We start from the raw sequence: 14,917 nt of genomic DNA, 5'->3' as shown, positions 1-14,917 counted from the left end.
TCCGCACCAGATGGGCAGCACTCGCTGCAAGGGCATCAGACCCGCATAGACAATAGAGAAGGATGGAGACGCATGATCAAGACTATTCGCCCGTTGACACTGGCTGTATCGTTTGCATTGCTGTCGGCTTCGGCCCAGGCCGATACCGTGAAGATTGCCTTCATCGACCCTCTGTCCGGGCCTTTCGCGCCGGTGGGGCAAAACCAGCTGAAAAGCTTCCAGTTGATCGCCGACCTGGCCTCCCAGCAAAAGTGGGCGGGCGAGCACAAGCTCGAAGTGGTCGGCTTCGACAACAAGGCCAGCCCGCAAGAGTCGCTCACCCAGCTCAAAGCCGTGATCGACCAGGGCTACCGCTACATCACCCAGGGCAGCGGCTCCGGCGTGGGCCTGGCCCTGCTGGACGCGATCAACAAGCACAACGAGCGCAATCCCGGCAAGGAAGTCGTGTTCCTGAACTATGCGGCCATCGATCCCGACATGACCAACAGCAAGTGCAGCTTCTGGCACTTCCGCTTCGACGCCAATTCCGACATGAAAATGGAAGCGCTGACGTCCTACATGGCGCCCAACAAGGAGATCAAGAGCGTCTACATCATCGGCCAGAACTATGCGTTCGGCCAGGCCGTCAGCCGCGCCGCCAAGGAGTACCTGAAACGCAAGCGCCCGGACGTCAAGATCGCCGGCGACGACCTGCACCCGATCGCCCAGGTCAAGGATTTTTCGCCCTACATCGCCAAGATCAAGGCTTCCGGCGCCGATACCGTCATCACCGGCAACTGGGGCGCCGACCTGGCCCTCCTGATCCGCGCCGCCAAGGATGCCGACCTCAAGGCCAATTTCTACACGTACTACGGCATTACCACGGGGGTGCCGACCGCCATGGGCGCGGCCGGCGCCGAGCGCGTCAAGATCGTCGGCAACTGGATGGCCAACAACGACAAATTCCTTGGCAAGGACATCGTCGAAGCATTCAAGAAAAAATACAACGAAGATTACTACGCCGCCCAGACCCACAGCAGCATCGGCATGCTGGCCCAGGCCATCAAGACGGCCAAGACCACCGACCCGGTCAAGGTGGCGTTTGCGATGGAAGGCGCCAAGTTCAACAGCATCAACGGCGAAGTCATCATGAACAAGGCCGATCACCAGTTGCAGCAGCCGCTGTTCATCGGCACCTGGACCAAGACCAACGGCAAGGATGTCAAGTACGACCAGGAAAACACCGGCTACGGCTGGAAAATAGACAAGAAGATCGATGCTTACCTGGCGAACCAGCCGACTTCCTGCCAGATGAAGCGGCCCGGGGCGTAACGCCACGGCTGCGGGGCGCGCCGCCCGGCCACAAGCCGGCCGGCCCGTTCTTGGGCGACCCTTACCCGGGTGGCCCGGATCAGGGTGAACCTTACCCGGGTGAACCTTGCCCGGGAGGCCCTGGCCCGGCAAGACTGTAGGGTGGGCGTGTCCGCTGCGGCGCGCATGTCCACCGCCTTCGCGTTTCCGACCACGGTGGGTTCAGCACGCCCACGCAACCTGCAGACACCTATGGAATTCACACTGTTCACCCTGCTGAACGGGATCAGTTACGGACTGCTGCTGTTCATGCTCTCGTCCGGACTGACCCTCATCTTCAGCATGATGGGCGTGCTCAACTTTGCGCACGCCAGTTTCTACATGCTCGGTGCCTATATTGCCTACACCATCAGCAGTGTGCTGGGATTCTGGCCGGCGCTGGTGCTCGCGCCGGTCGCGGTCGGCCTGATCGGCGCGCTGGTCGAGCGCTACGGCCTGCGCCCGCTGCATAAATACGGCCACATTCCCGAGCTGCTGTTCACCTTCGGCCTGTCTTACCTCGTGGTCGAGCTGGTCCAGCTGGTGTGGGGCCGGGCGGCGGTGCCGTATCCGATTCCCAAGGAGCTCGACGGACCGCTGTTCACCCTGTTCTCGACCAGCTTCCCGATCTATCGCGGCTTCATGATGCTGGTCGCGCTGTCGATGCTGGCCGGTATTTACCTGGTGCTCACGCGCACCCGGGTGGGGCTGGTGATCCAGGCGGCGCTGAGCCATCCGGATGCGGTGGAAGCGCTCGGCCACAACGTGCCGCGCATCTTCATGTGGGTGTTCGGCGGCGGCTGCGCGCTGGCCGGGCTGGCGGGCGTCATCGGCGGCAATGCCTTCGTGACCGAGCCGGGCATGGCGGCCACGGTCGGCAGCATCATCTTCGTGGTGGTGGTCGTCGGCGGCATGGGCTCGCTGGCGGGCGCCTTTGTTGCCTCGATCCTGATCGGGGTGCTGCAAACCTTTGCCGTCGCGCTCGATTATTCGCTGATGACGCTGCTGAATGGCATCGGCGCCAACATCACCATGGACACACCCGGCTACGAGGTGCTGAAACTGACCATTTCGCAAAGCGCGGCCATCTTGCCATTCCTGCTGCTGGTCCTGATCCTGATTTTCCGGCCCAAGGGCTTGATGGGGACGCGCGAATGAGGCTCACCTACACCCCCATGAATCTCGGCCGCTACCTGGTCTGGGGCGGCTTTGCGCTGGTGCTGGTGCTGGCCCCGCTGGTCTTTACCAAGGGCGCGGCGCTGTCGATCCTGTCCCAGATCGGCACGGTGATGATGTTCGGCCTGTCCTACAACATGTTGCTGGGGCAAGGCGGCATGCTGTCCTTCGGCCACGCCGTCTATTCCGGACTGGGCGCTTTCTTTGCGATCCACGCGATGAACAGTAGCGGCATCGGCGCGCTTGTGCCGACCTCGCTGATTCCCCTGGTGGGTGGCGTCGCCGGGATGGGTTTCGGCGTGCTGTTCGGCTACGTGACCACCAAGAAATCCGGCACCACCTTCGCCATGATCACCCTCGGCCTGGTCGAGCTGGTGTTTGCCAGCTCACTGATGTTCCCGGGCTTTTTCGGCGGCGAGGGCGGCATCACCACCAACCGCGTGCGCGGCGCGGCCGTCATGGGCATCACCTACGGGCCGCAGGTGCAGGTGTACTACCTGATCGCCGTCTGGCTGTTCGCCAGCACGGTGGCCATGTTCGCCTTCACGCAAACGCCGCTCGGACGCATGGCCAATGCCGTGCGCGACAACCCCGAACGGGTCGAATTCATCGGCTACGACACGCAATGGGTGCGCTACCTGACCCTGATCCTGTCGGCCTTCTTCGCCGGCATTTCGGGCGGGCTGTCGGCGATCAACTTCGAGATCGTCAGCGCCGAGAATGTCAGCGCCATCCGCTCGGGCAGTATCTTGCTGTTCGTGTTCATCGGCGGGATCGGCTTTTTCTTCGGTCCCTTGCTCGGCACCATTGTCGGCATCTTCTTTTCCGTGATGCTGTCGGACTTCACGCCGGCATGGCAGCTGTATCTGGGCCTGTTCTTCATTTTGCTGGTGCGCTACGCCCCGGCCGGGCTGGCCAGCCTGATATCGATGCTGCTGCGGGTAGCGGGCGCGGGCAAGTTCGCGCGCATCTGGAAGCCGCTGCTGGCGGTGGGCGCGTGCGTGCTGGTCGCCCTCGTTGGCATGGTGATGGGCATCGAAATGCTCTACCACCTGACCCTGGACGCCGCCAACGGCAGCGTCATGACCCGTTTCGGGCAGGCGATCGACACCAGATCGGCCGCACCGTGGCTGGTGGCCGGCGCGCTGCTGGTGGCGGGCATTGTGGGCTACCGGCGCTTCCAGCCGGGATATGTCGCCGTCTGGAGTGACGTGAATGCGGAAATCGTGGCACAACAGCGTGGAGGTATCGCATGACGACGGCCGCACTTGAACTGAAAGACGTGCGCAAGAGTTTCGGCCGCTCCGAAATTATCCGTGGCGCCAGCCTGACCGTGCAAAAAGGCGAGCGCTGCGCGGTGATCGGCCCGAATGGTGCCGGGAAATCGACCTTGTTCAACCTGGTATCGGGCCGGTTCGATATCACCTCGGGCGCTATTTGCCTTAATGGGAACAGCATCAGCGGCTTGCGCCCGTTCGAGATCAACCGGCTCGGCTTATCGCGCAGCTTCCAGATCAGTAATCTGTTCGACAAACTGTCGGTGTATGAAAACCTGCGCTGCGCGGTATTGTGGTCGCTCGGGTATCAATACTCGTTCTGGCAGCGCTTGAACGGCCTGCGCGACGCCCATGAACGCGCGGAAGAGGTGTTGGAGCAGATCGGCATGCAGCGCCAGCGCAAGGTATTGGCCGGCGTGCTGACCTATGCCGAACAGCGCGCGCTGGAAATCGGCATCACCATTGCCGGCGGCGCCGACGTGATCTTGCTCGACGAGCCGACCGCCGGCATGAGCCGTTCGGAGTCGGATGCGGCGGTGGAATTGATCCGCAAGGTGACGGTGGGCAAGTCGCTGGTGATGGTGGAGCACGACATGAGCGTGGTGTTCGGGCTGGCCGACAAGATCGCGGTGCTGGTGTATGGCGAGGTGATCGCCTGCGATACGCCGGCCAATATCCGCTCGAATGCGGCGGTGCAGGCGGCCTATCTGGGCCACGGCGGCAGCGAGGAAGCCGCATGAGCGCCATTCTGGAGATCAGGAACCTGCATGCGTTTTACGGCAAGGGACATATTTTGCACGGCGTCGACCTGCAGATCGGCAAAGGCGAGATTGTCAGCCTGCTGGGCCGCAATGGGGTGGGGCGCTCGACCCTGGTCAAGACGGTGATGGGGCAGGTCAATGCCACCGGGTCGGTGCTGTTCAACGGCGCGGAGGTGCTGGGATTGAAGGCATTCCAGATCGCGCACAAGGGGCTGGCGTACGTGCCGGAAAACCGGGATATTTTTCCGACCCTGACGGTGGAACAGAACCTGATCCTGGGGCAGAAAAAGACGGGCGTGGCTGGACGCTGGTCGCTCGAGGATATGTACAACATGTTTCCGCGCCTGCTGGAACGGCGCACGGTGGCGGCCGGTTTTTTGTCGGGCGGGGAGCAGCAGATGCTGACCTTGTGCCGCAGCCTGATGGGCGATCCGGATTTGATCATGATCGACGAGCCGACCGAGGGTTTGGCGCCGAAGATCGTGGCGCTGGTGGCCCAGTATTTATTGGCGCTCAAGGAGAAGGGGATTTCGGTGCTGCTGGTGGAGCAGAAACTGGCCATTGCGCTGGAGATTTCGCAGCGGGTGTATGTGATGGGGCACGGGGCGATTGTGTTCGAGGGGACGCCGCAGGAGTTGCGGGCGGATGCGGGGGTACGCAAGGAGTGGTTGGAGGTATAGGTGAGCTCACAAAAAATAATACGACCGTTCTATTATGATGTATAGTCGAAGACTGCTGAACCCACTAACAAAGGAAGAGACATGAGCGCCGAATACCTGGTCAATGGCAGCGTTGCCGTCATCACACTGAACAATCCACCAGTCAACGGACTGGGTCTTGAGACGCGTACCGCCGCGGTCGCCGGCATTCGCCGCGCGCTGGCCGACGACGCGGTCAAGGCGATCGTCATCACCGGCGCCGGCAAGGCGTTTTCCGGTGGCGCCGACATCAAGGAATTCAATTCGCCCAAGGCCCTCACCGAACCGTCCTTGCACTCGCTGATTCAGGTCGCCGAAAGCTCGACCAAGCCCGTGGTCGCCGCCATTCACACGGTCTGCATGGGCGGCGGCCTCGAACTGGCGCTGGGCTGCAACTACCGCGTCGCCATGCCCGGCGCGCAAATCGCGCTGCCGGAAGTCAAGCTTGGCCTGCTGCCAGGCGCCGGCGGCACCCAGCGCCTGCCGCGCGTGGTCGGCCTGGAAATGGCCTTGAACATGATCGTCTCCGGCACCCCGGTGCCATCGGAAAAATTCGCCGGCACCGCGCTGTTCGACGAAGTCTTCGCTTCCGACGCCAAGCTGATCGACGCGGCCGTGGCCTTCGCCAACAAGGTCGCCGACGTGCGTCCGCTGCCGCGTGTGCGCGACCGCAAGGTGAACTACCCGAACCACGAAGCCTTCCTGCAATTTTCGCGCAACACCGTCAAGGCCATGTCCGGCGCTTTCCCTGCGCCGCTGGAATGCGTCGACACCGTGGCCGCGTCGGTCACCAAAAGGTTTGAAGACGGCATCAAGTTCGAGCGCGAGCGCTTCCTGCACCTGATCCAGACCCCGGAATCGACATCGCTGCGCCACGCTTTCTTCGCCGAACGCCTCGCCAGCAAGATTCCGGACGTGCCAGCCGACACGCCAACGCGCGAGATCAAGCAGGCCGCCATCATCGGCGCCGGCACCATGGGCGGTGGCATCGCCATGAACTTCGTCAACGCCGGCATTCCCGTCATCCTGCTCGAAACCAGGCAGGAAGCGCTCGACAAGGGCATCGCCACGATCCGCAAGAACTACGAAAACACCATGAAAAAGGGCAAGCTCACGCCCGAGAAGTTCGAACAGCGCGTTGGCCTCATCAGCGGCACGCTCAATTACGCCGACATCGCCCAGGCCGACATCGTGGTCGAAGCCGTGTTCGAAGACATGGGCGTGAAGGAATCGGTCTTCAAGCAGCTCGACGCGGTGATGAAGCCGGGCGCGATCCTGGCCTCGAACACCTCGACCCTGGACGTGAACAAGATCGCCGGCTTCACCAGCCGCCCGCAGGATGTGGTCGGTACCCACTTCTTCAGCCCGGCCAACGTGATGAAGCTGCTGGAAATCGTGCGCGGCGCCAAGACCGGCAAGGACGTGCTGGCCACCACCCTGGCGCTGTCGAAAAAGCTGCGCAAGACTGGCGTGGTATCGGGCGTCTGCGACGGCTTCATCGGCAACCGCATGATCGAGCAGTACAGCCGCCAGGCCGGTTTCCTGCTGGAAGAAGGCTGCTTGCCGGAACAGGTCGATAAAGCCGTCGAGAAATTCGGCTTTGCGATGGGTCCGTTCCGCATGGGCGACCTGGCCGGCAACGATATCGGCTGGTACATCCGCAAGCGCCGCTATGTGGAATCGCCGGAGATTACCTACTCGAAAACCGCCGACCTGCTGTGCGAAATGGGCCGCTACGGCCAGAAAACCAGCGCCGGCTGGTACGACTACAAGGCCGGCGACCGCAAGGCCTATGCCTCGAAGGATGTCAACGACATGATCGTCAAGCACTCGGCCGATATCGGCGTCGAGCGCCGCAAGATCAGCGACGAGGAAATCGTCGAACGCCTGGTGTATTCGCTGGTCAACGAAGGCGCGCGCATCCTGGAAGAGGGCATTGCGATGCGCGCTTCCGATATCGACATGGTGTACCTGACCGGCTACGGCTTCCCCGTGTTCCGCGGCGGTCCGATGTTCTATGCCGATACGGTCGGCCTGGCCAATGTGCTGATGGCAATGGAGAAATACGCCAAGGGCCGCCATGGCGACGCGTGGGCGCCGGCCCCGCTGATGGTGCGCCTGGCCGCCGAAGGCAAGGGCTTCAATAGCTAAGACAGCGGTATCGCACCTGCAAAAGGCAGCCCCGGCAATCCGGACGCTGCCTTTTTTATTGCCTGTAAAAGCTTGCCTTGCCCTGCGCTGTCCATTATATTGGATGAATGGATACAATAATAGACGATACAGGCGCTGCCATCGCCCGCCGGCTGCGCCTTGAACGCGACGCGCGCGGCTGGTCGCTGGCGGACCTGGCGACCCGTTCCGGGGTGGCCAAGGCCACCATCAGCAAGATCGAGCGCGAAGAAACCAGTCCCACGGCGGTCATCCTGGTGCGGCTGGCGGGCGCCTTCGACCTGACGCTTGCCGGCCTGCTGCTGCGCGCGGAAGGCCATGACGACGCCAGCCGCGTGATGCGCGCGGCGCAGCAGCCCGTGTGGCGCGATCCGGACAGCGGCTACCTGCGCCGGCAAGTGTATGCGCGCCCTGATCATCCCGTGGAGATCGTGCAGGTCGACATGCCGCCCGGCCAACGGGTGGTGCTGCCGGCCTCGTCGTACGCGCATATCCGCCAGGCGCTGTGGGTGACGGCGGGGCCGTTGACAGTGCTGGAGGGCGGCGAGCAACACCGCCTGGAGGCCGGCGACTGCCTTGGTTTCGGTCCGCCGTCCGAGGTGACGATTGCCAATGAGGGAACGGACAGCTGCCGTTACCTGGTTGTACTTTCAAGGAGCTGAGCATGCCCGACATCCACATTCGTCCGCTAGTCGCCACCCCGGCCCTGATCGACACGCTCGCGCGGCTACTGGCCGAGGTGGTCGCCCAGGGCGGCTCGGTCGGTTTCATGCATCCGCTGGCCGGCTCGGCGGCGCGGACCTTCTGGGAACGCGCGCTGCAAGCGGCGGTGGATGGCCAGCGCATCGTGTTCGGCGCCTTCGAGGACGATCAGCTGGTGGCCACGGTCAGCCTGCTGCTGGACTGCCCGCCCAACCAGCCGCACCGGGCGGAAATCGCCAAGATGATGACCTTGCCGCGCTGCCGGGGACGCGGGATCGCGGCGGCCCTGCTGCAGGCTGCCGAGGCCGCCGCCGTGGCACGCGGCAAGACCCTGCTGGTGCTCGATACCGCCAGCGATGGCGGCGCAGCCGGGTTATACGGGAAACACGGCTTCACCCTGGCCGGCGAGATTCCCGACTACGCGCTCAAGCCTCACGGGGGCCTGACGGGAACGCTGTTGTACTGGAAGCGGATCGGGGTTCAGGAATTGCGGGTAGGGTAAATGTAAAAGAAGTCGTCGTCGCGTTCCCAGCCTTCCGTCTCATACAGCGCTTGCGCGCTGGTATTCGTGTTCGCGGTTGACAGCGCGAGACGGATCGCCCCGGCCGACTTTGCAAACTCAATGGAAGCGGCAAGCAGCCCGGCGCCGACGCCCTTGCGCCGGCCCGCTTCATTGACAAACAAATCGTTCAGGATATAGATTCGTCCGAGGGAAACACTCGAAAAGCTCGGATACAACTGCACAAAACCGATCGGATCGGCCCCTTCATGCGCGATGAACACGACCGACTCGGCGTGTTGAATCCGGTCTGACAGAAATTTTTTCGCAGCCGGCACATCGCTTTCGCGTCCGTAGAACTGGCGGTAGCCATCAAATAAAACCGACAACGCGTCAAGATCGGCAAGTCCTGCCTGACGAATATCCATCGTGCTCATGCGCTTCTCAATCCAGGTAAGTGTGATGCAGGCTGCCCTGCGTAAATGACAAATGTATCATCAAACAGACAAGCCCGTGCCGTGGGGCTTGACCTTGACACCAGCGTCAGGCTTTAGGCTGTGCCATGAGTCGGGCAAGTCCTGCCTGAACCAACACAAGGTCGATCTGATGAACAGAGTCAAAATCCACACCGGCCGCATCGCTGCACGATGGCCGGCCTCGCTGTTGCTGCTGTCTTTGCTGAGCGTCGTGCCGGCGGCGTCACGGGCAGCGGAGCAAACACGGGCCGAGCAGCCCGCCTGCGGCACGCAGCAGGCCGACCCTGCCGCGGCCAATCCGGAAACCCTGGTCAGGGCGCTCTACGCTATCGTGTCCGCACCGGCCCATGGCACGCACGACTGGGCGCGCCTGGAGCGTCTTCACGCACCCGGCGCCATGATTACCCCGACCCAGCATCGCGCTGCGGTTGCATTCGCGGCGGCGCCGCAAGCATTGTCAACATTCGTCGAGCTCAACCAGCGCCTGTTTGCCGACCGTGGCTTTCATGAACGCGAGATTTTCCAGCGCGTCGAACGATTCGGCCACATCGCCCACGTCTGGAGCGGTTATGAAACGCGCGAGCATCCAGGCGGCCCGGTGCAGCGTCGCGGTATCAACAGTTTCCAGCTGTTGCACGATGGACAGCGCTGGTGCGTGCTGTCGGCAACGTGGGATAGCGAAACCGCCGACCACCCGATGACGGCGGGCGATGCCGTGGATGGGTTCAAATAGCCGGTCCGGATGGGCTACACTTCGGCAACTCGGACCGGCCTGTTCGTTGCAGGCGGAACCACGGTCACGTGGCGCCCGGCATGGCCGGTCTCGCATATTCAGTGGAGCAATCGTGATGTTAATTGGTGAGCTGGCGAAGAAAACCCTGTGCAGCGTGCGCGTGATCCGCCACTACGAGCAATGTGGGCTGTTATTGTCCAAACGGAGCGGGAATGGCTATCGCCTGTTCGATGAGGCGGCGGTGGAACACGTCATGCGCATTCGGGTGCTGCTTCGCAACGGCTTCACTGTCGATGAAATTCGCCCGGTCACGTCGATGCTCGATGCGCGTCCGAGGGCGCTTGTCTGCGGCGACGTGATTCGTCTTTACGAAAGCAAGGTCGACGAGATCGATCAGCGTATTGCTGAACTCACCGAGGTGCGCGACCGGGCAAAGCGGCGTTTGCACGTCATCATCGAGCAGCGCAATCAGGGCGGGCCGGACGGACCGGCACCGGCGCCAGCCAAAAAACAGGGGTAAGCAAGATGGATGAAGCGATCAAACAGGACATCGTGAGCCTGGGCCGCAAGGCGCATGATCTGACCGAAGCGGCCTACCGGACGCACCCGTCGACGCGCGGTGACGCGGCCTGGGCCGACAAGCAGAGGATCTTGCTGGCGGATATGGCCCTCCACCTGCTGCAAACGGCGCTCGCAGACGGCGCGCTTTCAGCCGACGCGCTCAAGCAAAATCTGTATGCGATCCTGACTGTGTCCGACCAATTCATCCCCGGCTGCGGTTTGAAAGCGAGTGCCGATCAATTTGATGGCCGCTGACATGCGCCATCCATTGCCACCCTGGCGCCGGATACCGCTTCCGCCACGGGCGAGCGCTGCTAGAATGTCCCTACGAAAATATTTCCAAAAGGATAATCCATGCGCAGCACGCTAGTGTTCCTGGTCGCCGCCCTGTTCAGCAGCGCTTCCGTCCATGCCGATCCGCTCGACGACGCTATCGCCGCCGAAATGAAACGCAGCCATGTGCCCGGCATCGGCATCGCGGTTGTGCGGAACGGCAAAATCATCAAGGAAATGGGCTACGGCGAAGCCGATGTCGAGAACGGCGTGCGGGTGACGCCGCGCACCGTCTTCCAGTCCGGATCGGTCGGCAAGACCTTCACCGCCGCCCTGGTGATGCTGCTCGCGGAAGACGGCAAACTGTCGCTGGACGACCCGGTCTCGCGCCATCTGGCCGGCACGCCCCCCGCATGGGAAGCGATCACGATCCGCCACTTGCTGACGCACACCTCCGGCCTGGGCGATCCCTACGCCAGGCTGGACCTGCGCAAGGATTACACGGATGAGGAACTGATCGCCCTGGAAGCGACCATCCCGACCCTGTCCGCGCCCGGCGAAAAGTGGTCATACAGCAATATGGGCTATCACTTGCTGGGGTTTATCTGCAACAAGGCCGGCGGCAAGTTTTATGGCGACCAGCTGCGCGAGCGGATTTTTGCGCCGCTGGGCATGAGCACCCGCATCATGAGCGAGAGCGATATCGTTGCGCACCGCGCGCGTGGCTACGAGCGGGTCGACGGCGCATTGAAGAACCAGGAATGGGTAGCGCCGCGCCTGAACACTACGGCCGATGGCAGCCTGTACCTGACCGCACGCGACCTGGCGCTGTGGGACCTGGCACTGTATGGCGACAAGATCCTGAACGCCCGCATCCGCGAGGCCAGCTGGACGCCGGTGCGATTGAATGATGGCAAGACCGCGCCGTACGGCTATGGCTGGCAACTCGATTCACGCAACGGCCATCGCCTCATCGGCCACGGCGGCTCGTGGCAGGGGTTCAAGGCGCAACTGAGCCGGTATGTGGATGACAAGCTCACCGTCGTCGTGCTGGCCAATTCGGCCGCCGCACGGCCGGGCAAGTTTGCCGATATCGTCGCCGCCCATTACGTGCCGGCGCTGGCGCCCAAGCCGGCCAAATCGATTCCCGACACCGAGCCGGCGCTCAGCGCCCGTGTCGGCGAGGTCCTCGAACAATTACGCCTGGGCCGCCTTCCCGCGGGACTCAATGCCAAGGCTGCGGCACTGATGACGCCGGAACGGCTGAAGATGTTCGGCTCCGAGGGCCGAGAATGGGGGCCCATGCGCTCGCTCGAACTGCTGTCGCGCGAAATCGATGGCGAAGCGCGGCGCTACCGCTACCGCGTTCATTTCGCGAATCTGGCGACCTTGGTCAGCATCGGCTTCGACAAGGCGGACCGGATCGACATCCTTTCCGTGCGCCTGGAGTGAGCGGGGAGGGCGCGCTCTCCGGGAACTGATCGCCGCCCTTCGCCATACCGAAAAGTACGGGCGGCGCCACACCAACCATTGGACTTGCCAATGCCATTCGGTATGATGGCGCATGGACGATAAAAAGAACCGACAGAGCTGGCTTAGCGCCGGCTTGCAGGCACTGGCCGAGGATGGACCCGAAGGTTTGCGCATCATGCCGATCGCGCAAAAGATGGGCGTCACCAAGGGCAGTTTTTACTGGCATTTCAAGAATCTGGAAGATTATCAATCGGCGGTGATGGAAGAGTGGGAGCAGGTTCACACGCAGCGCGTGATGGAGATTGTCGACCAGGAGAATATCGATGTCGGCAGCAAGCTGGCGAAGCTGTTCACCGGCGGGCCGCCGCACCTGTTCACCCTGGGCCGGGCAATTCGCGCGTGGTCCATGAGCAATGAACAGGTCAGGGAAGTGCAGCAGCGTGTCGATCGCAAGCGGGTCGATTACGTCGCGAAGCTGTTGACCGATATCGGCTGGCCGCCGGAGCAAGCGCCGGTGATCGCGCGCTGGAATTACTGCGCCTTCATCGGCCATGCCGCCATCGGCGCGCCGGAGATGAGCGAGGCCGAGATCCGCACGGTGGTGCAGTTGCTCAAGCCGCCGGGCAAAAACTAGGGCGTCGCGCTAGACCAGCCATCCCCGGCCGACGGCCACGAGCACGATCGACACGGCAAGCAGCCCCCACAGCGGCGATTGGGGAAAGGCGACGATCCCCGCCGCCCCGATCGCGCAGCCGTACAGCCCGATCAGCCCGAGAGTCGCGAGGTCGTTGGCTGCGGCTGCGCGCAGTGCCAGGTGGCCGCACAGGGTGAGCGGCGCTCCGAAGGCGATGAACCAGAACGCCAGCCGGCGCCCGTCATCGGTGCCGAAGCGGTTGGCCAGGCCTTCATGCCAGGCTGCGCTCAGCGTGGGATGGAAGCGTGCCAGGCCGAACAGGATGTGCAGCAGGCCCAGGGCCAGCAGGGCGCTGGCGGCAGCGTGTTTCCAGGTAATGCCCATCGGTGTATCCTTTAGCGTCAAGCGCGCGGCGGGATGCCACGCGTCACCATACTCCATGGTATGGTCGAGATGATGACAGTTGAGGCCCAGTTCGTCAATACCCTGAGGTATGGTGTAGTGGATTGACATATTGTCGATCAATGACATAATGTCAGTCATGACCATCACCGAAAATGCATTGCTCCTGCGCGAGGCAAAGAAAATCGTCGAAGCCCTGGGCCGCACCCTGGCGCCCATGGTGGAGGTGGTGCTGCACGACCTCACCCGGCCGGCGTCGTCCATCGTGGCGATCTCGAACAACCTGTCCGGCCGCGAGGTGGGCGATCCCACCACCGTCATCGGCCTGGCGCGGATCACGGACCCCGCTTTTCCCGACATCCTGCAAAATTATCCCAACCAGTTTCCGGACGGGCGTCCGGCGAAAAGCACCTCGATCGGCCTGCGCAACAGCGACGGCGACTACGTTGCCGCGCTGTGCCTGAATGTGGACGTGTCGGTGCTGACCAGTATCGCCGCCAGCCTGTCGCAGCTGGCGCAAACCCAGCCGGCGCAGACGCCGATGCGCGAATCGCTGGCCTCGCCCCGCCTGGACGAGCTGCGCGCCACCCTGGAGCGCTTTGCCGCGCAACTGAACAAGACCCCGCACGCCCTGAGCCCGGCCCAGCGGCGCGAAGCCGTGCACCAGCTCGCCCAAGCCGGCCTGATGGACCTGAAAAACGCCCAGGCCGTCGTGGCGTCCATGCTCGGCGTGGCCCGGCCTACCGTCTACTCCTATCTTCCACAGAAAGATCCATCGCCATGATCCAGCTTCCCATTTCTTTCGACGACGTTGCGCGGGCGCACGAGCGCATCGCCGGGGCGGTCCATCGCACGCCGGTGCTCACCTCCACGACCGCCAACGCCCTGAGCGGTGCGCAGATCTTCTTCAAATGCGAAAACCTGCAGCGCACCGGCGCCTTCAAGATGCGCGGCGCCTACAACGCGCTGGCCCAGTTCACGCCGGAACAGCGCGCCTGCGGCGTGGTCACGTTTTCGTCCGGCAACCACGCGCAGGCCATCGCGCTGGCGGCGAAGTCGCTCGGTATCAAGGCGGTGATCGTCATGCCGCATGATGCGCCTGCCATCAAGGTGGCGGCCACGCGCGGCTACGGCGCCGAGGTGGTGATGTACGACCGTTATACCGAAGACCGCGAGGCGATCGGCAACGCGCTGGCGCTGGAGCGCGGCCTGACCCTGATTCCGCCCTACGACCATCCGCATGTGATGGCGGGGCAGGGCACCGCGGCCAAGGAACTGATCGAGGATGCCGGCCCGCTCGACGTGCTGCTGGTGCCGCTGGGCGGCGGCGGCCTGCTGTCCGGCTGCGCGACGGCGGCCAAGGCGATGAATCCGCTCTGCCGCGTGCTTGGCGTGGAACCGGAAGCGGGCGACGATGGCAAGCGCAGTTTCCGCAGCGGCGAGATCGTCCACATTGCCACGCCCGATACCATCGCCGATGGCGCCCAGACCCAGCACCTGGGCAAGCACACGTTTGCCGTGATCCGCGAGCGCGCCGATGATATTTTGACGGTGTCCGACGCCGAACTGGTCGAGGCGATGAAGTTTTTCGCCGGGCACATGAAGATCACGGTGGAGCCGTCCGGTTGCCTGGGCGCGGCCGTCGCGCTCAATCCGCGCATGGACTTCAAGGGCAAGCGGGTCGGCGTGATTGTCTCGGGCGGCAATATCGACCTGCAGCGCATGGCACTGCTGATCCAGAAGGGAGCCTGAGC

17 protein-coding genes are annotated in these 14,917 nt (G+C 63.2%); 15 read left to right on the top strand and 2 right to left on the bottom strand.

What is annotated here, in order from left to right; translation table 11 throughout:
* Window positions 1-72: 72 nt before the first annotated feature.
* The 8 genes from PO883_RS17205 (at window position 73) to PO883_RS17170 (ending at window position 8,614) form a co-directional block, all read left to right on the top strand.
* Window positions 73-1,311 carry a branched-chain amino acid ABC transporter substrate-binding protein gene (locus PO883_RS17205; protein WP_289310861.1) on the top strand — a complete coding sequence of 413 codons (1,239 nt, stop codon included), beginning with the start codon at window positions 73-75 and terminating at the stop codon, window positions 1,309-1,311.
* Between the two features lie 231 nt (window positions 1,312-1,542).
* The gene (locus PO883_RS17200; protein ID WP_167087124.1) at window positions 1,543-2,487 is read left to right on the top strand and encodes a branched-chain amino acid ABC transporter permease; all 945 of its coding nucleotides are present in this window, start codon (window positions 1,543-1,545) and stop codon (window positions 2,485-2,487) included.
* Window positions 2,484-3,761, top strand: a complete 1,278-nt coding sequence (locus PO883_RS17195; RefSeq protein ID WP_289310860.1) for a branched-chain amino acid ABC transporter permease — start codon at window positions 2,484-2,486, stop codon at window positions 3,759-3,761. The genes PO883_RS17200 and PO883_RS17195 overlap by 4 nt, the downstream gene beginning before the upstream one ends.
* On the top strand, window positions 3,758-4,522 hold the full coding sequence (locus tag PO883_RS17190; protein ID WP_167087122.1) for an ABC transporter ATP-binding protein: 765 nt from the start codon (window positions 3,758-3,760) through the stop codon (window positions 4,520-4,522). The genes PO883_RS17195 and PO883_RS17190 overlap by 4 nt, the downstream gene beginning before the upstream one ends.
* The gene (locus tag PO883_RS17185; RefSeq protein ID WP_289310859.1) at window positions 4,519-5,223 is read left to right on the top strand and encodes an ABC transporter ATP-binding protein; all 705 of its coding nucleotides are present in this window, start codon (window positions 4,519-4,521) and stop codon (window positions 5,221-5,223) included. Before PO883_RS17190 ends, PO883_RS17185 begins: the two co-directional genes overlap by 4 nt.
* A gap of 81 nt (window positions 5,224-5,304) precedes the next feature.
* Window positions 5,305-7,392 carry a 3-hydroxyacyl-CoA dehydrogenase NAD-binding domain-containing protein gene (locus PO883_RS17180; RefSeq protein ID WP_289310858.1) on the top strand — a complete coding sequence of 696 codons (2,088 nt, stop codon included), beginning with the start codon at window positions 5,305-5,307 and terminating at the stop codon, window positions 7,390-7,392.
* A 107-nt stretch (window positions 7,393-7,499) separates the two neighbouring features.
* Window positions 7,500-8,072 carry an XRE family transcriptional regulator gene (locus PO883_RS17175; protein ID WP_289310857.1) on the top strand — a complete coding sequence of 191 codons (573 nt, stop codon included), beginning with the start codon at window positions 7,500-7,502 and terminating at the stop codon, window positions 8,070-8,072.
* A 2-nt stretch (window positions 8,073-8,074) separates the two neighbouring features.
* Window positions 8,075-8,614, top strand: coding sequence for a GNAT family N-acetyltransferase (locus PO883_RS17170; protein ID WP_289310856.1), 540 nt, complete (start codon window positions 8,075-8,077; stop codon window positions 8,612-8,614).
* Here the strand turns inward: PO883_RS17170 and PO883_RS17165 are convergent.
* Window positions 8,593-9,048 (bottom strand): GNAT family N-acetyltransferase, encoded by a 456-nt coding sequence (locus tag PO883_RS17165; protein ID WP_289310855.1) that lies wholly within the window; start codon window positions 9,046-9,048, stop codon window positions 8,593-8,595. The genes PO883_RS17170 and PO883_RS17165 overlap by 22 nt on opposite strands.
* Window positions 9,049-9,136: 88 nt before the next feature.
* Here PO883_RS17165 and PO883_RS17160 point away from each other — a divergent pair, with 88 nt between their 5' ends.
* The 5 genes from PO883_RS17160 to PO883_RS17140 all read left to right on the top strand — a co-directional run bounded on the left by PO883_RS17160 (window position 9,137) and on the right by PO883_RS17140 (window position 12,761).
* On the top strand, window positions 9,137-9,820 hold the full coding sequence (locus PO883_RS17160; RefSeq protein ID WP_289310854.1) for a hypothetical protein: 684 nt from the start codon (window positions 9,137-9,139) through the stop codon (window positions 9,818-9,820).
* A 115-nt stretch (window positions 9,821-9,935) separates the two neighbouring features.
* On the top strand, window positions 9,936-10,340 hold the full coding sequence (locus PO883_RS17155; RefSeq protein WP_289310853.1) for a MerR family transcriptional regulator: 405 nt from the start codon (window positions 9,936-9,938) through the stop codon (window positions 10,338-10,340).
* Between the two features lie 5 nt (window positions 10,341-10,345).
* On the top strand, window positions 10,346-10,636 hold the full coding sequence (locus PO883_RS17150; RefSeq protein ID WP_289310852.1) for a hypothetical protein: 291 nt from the start codon (window positions 10,346-10,348) through the stop codon (window positions 10,634-10,636).
* Between the two features lie 99 nt (window positions 10,637-10,735).
* Window positions 10,736-12,106: a serine hydrolase gene (locus tag PO883_RS17145; protein ID WP_289310851.1), complete on the top strand. Its 1,371-nt coding sequence runs from the start codon at window positions 10,736-10,738 to the stop codon at window positions 12,104-12,106.
* Window positions 12,107-12,218: 112 nt separating this feature from the next.
* Window positions 12,219-12,761, top strand: coding sequence for a TetR/AcrR family transcriptional regulator (locus tag PO883_RS17140; RefSeq protein ID WP_289310850.1), 543 nt, complete (start codon window positions 12,219-12,221; stop codon window positions 12,759-12,761).
* 9 nt (window positions 12,762-12,770) lie between these two features.
* Here PO883_RS17140 and PO883_RS17135 read toward each other — a convergent pair whose 3' ends face one another.
* Complete coding sequence (locus tag PO883_RS17135; protein WP_289310849.1) at window positions 12,771-13,304, bottom strand: DUF6463 family protein; 534 nt, start codon at window positions 13,302-13,304, stop codon at window positions 12,771-12,773.
* Here PO883_RS17135 and PO883_RS17130 point away from each other — a divergent pair.
* Both PO883_RS17130 and PO883_RS17125 read left to right on the top strand, forming a co-directional pair.
* Window positions 13,303-13,947 carry a transcriptional regulator gene (locus tag PO883_RS17130; protein ID WP_289310848.1) on the top strand — a complete coding sequence of 215 codons (645 nt, stop codon included), beginning with the start codon at window positions 13,303-13,305 and terminating at the stop codon, window positions 13,945-13,947. The genes PO883_RS17135 and PO883_RS17130 overlap by 2 nt on opposite strands.
* Entirely contained in the window at window positions 13,944-14,915 is a 972-nt protein-coding gene (locus tag PO883_RS17125; protein ID WP_289310847.1) for a threo-3-hydroxy-L-aspartate ammonia-lyase, read from the top strand. Before PO883_RS17130 ends, PO883_RS17125 begins: the two co-directional genes overlap by 4 nt.
* Window positions 14,916-14,917 lie beyond the last annotated feature (2 nt).

The sequence above is a fragment of the Massilia sp. DJPM01 genome (assembly GCF_030348125.1).
GTDB classification, from domain to species: Bacteria; Pseudomonadota; Gammaproteobacteria; order Burkholderiales; family Burkholderiaceae_D; genus Telluria_A; species Telluria_A frigida.
Note: the sequence above shows the minus strand (reverse complement) of the source record. Positions and strands in the feature narration are given on the sequence as shown.

What these genes read in the sequence shown, in the direction of transcription:
- PO883_RS17205 (WP_289310861.1), top strand. Translation starts at nt 73, where the DNA reads ATGATCAAGACTATTCGCCCGTTGACACTGGCTGTATCGTTTGCATTG.
- PO883_RS17200 (WP_167087124.1), top strand. Translation starts at nt 1,543, where the DNA reads ATGGAATTCACACTGTTCACCCTGCTGAACGGGATCAGTTACGGACTG.
- PO883_RS17195 (WP_289310860.1), top strand. Translation starts at nt 2,484, where the DNA reads ATGAGGCTCACCTACACCCCCATGAATCTCGGCCGCTACCTGGTCTGG.
- PO883_RS17190 (WP_167087122.1), top strand. Translation starts at nt 3,758, where the DNA reads ATGACGACGGCCGCACTTGAACTGAAAGACGTGCGCAAGAGTTTCGGC.
- PO883_RS17185 (WP_289310859.1), top strand. Translation starts at nt 4,519, where the DNA reads ATGAGCGCCATTCTGGAGATCAGGAACCTGCATGCGTTTTACGGCAAG.
- PO883_RS17180 (WP_289310858.1), top strand. Translation starts at nt 5,305, where the DNA reads ATGAGCGCCGAATACCTGGTCAATGGCAGCGTTGCCGTCATCACACTG.
- PO883_RS17175 (WP_289310857.1), top strand. Translation starts at nt 7,500, where the DNA reads ATGGATACAATAATAGACGATACAGGCGCTGCCATCGCCCGCCGGCTG.
- PO883_RS17170 (WP_289310856.1), top strand. Translation starts at nt 8,075, where the DNA reads ATGCCCGACATCCACATTCGTCCGCTAGTCGCCACCCCGGCCCTGATC.
- PO883_RS17165 (WP_289310855.1), bottom strand. Translation starts at nt 9,048, where the DNA reads ATGAGCACGATGGATATTCGTCAGGCAGGACTTGCCGATCTTGACGCG.
- PO883_RS17155 (WP_289310853.1), top strand. Translation starts at nt 9,936, where the DNA reads ATGTTAATTGGTGAGCTGGCGAAGAAAACCCTGTGCAGCGTGCGCGTG.
- PO883_RS17150 (WP_289310852.1), top strand. Translation starts at nt 10,346, where the DNA reads ATGGATGAAGCGATCAAACAGGACATCGTGAGCCTGGGCCGCAAGGCG.
- PO883_RS17145 (WP_289310851.1), top strand. Translation starts at nt 10,736, where the DNA reads ATGCGCAGCACGCTAGTGTTCCTGGTCGCCGCCCTGTTCAGCAGCGCT.
- PO883_RS17140 (WP_289310850.1), top strand. Translation starts at nt 12,219, where the DNA reads ATGGACGATAAAAAGAACCGACAGAGCTGGCTTAGCGCCGGCTTGCAG.
- PO883_RS17130 (WP_289310848.1), top strand. Translation starts at nt 13,303, where the DNA reads ATGACCATCACCGAAAATGCATTGCTCCTGCGCGAGGCAAAGAAAATC.
- PO883_RS17135 (WP_289310849.1), bottom strand. Translation starts at nt 13,304, where the DNA reads ATGACTGACATTATGTCATTGATCGACAATATGTCAATCCACTACACC.
- PO883_RS17125 (WP_289310847.1), top strand. Translation starts at nt 13,944, where the DNA reads ATGATCCAGCTTCCCATTTCTTTCGACGACGTTGCGCGGGCGCACGAG.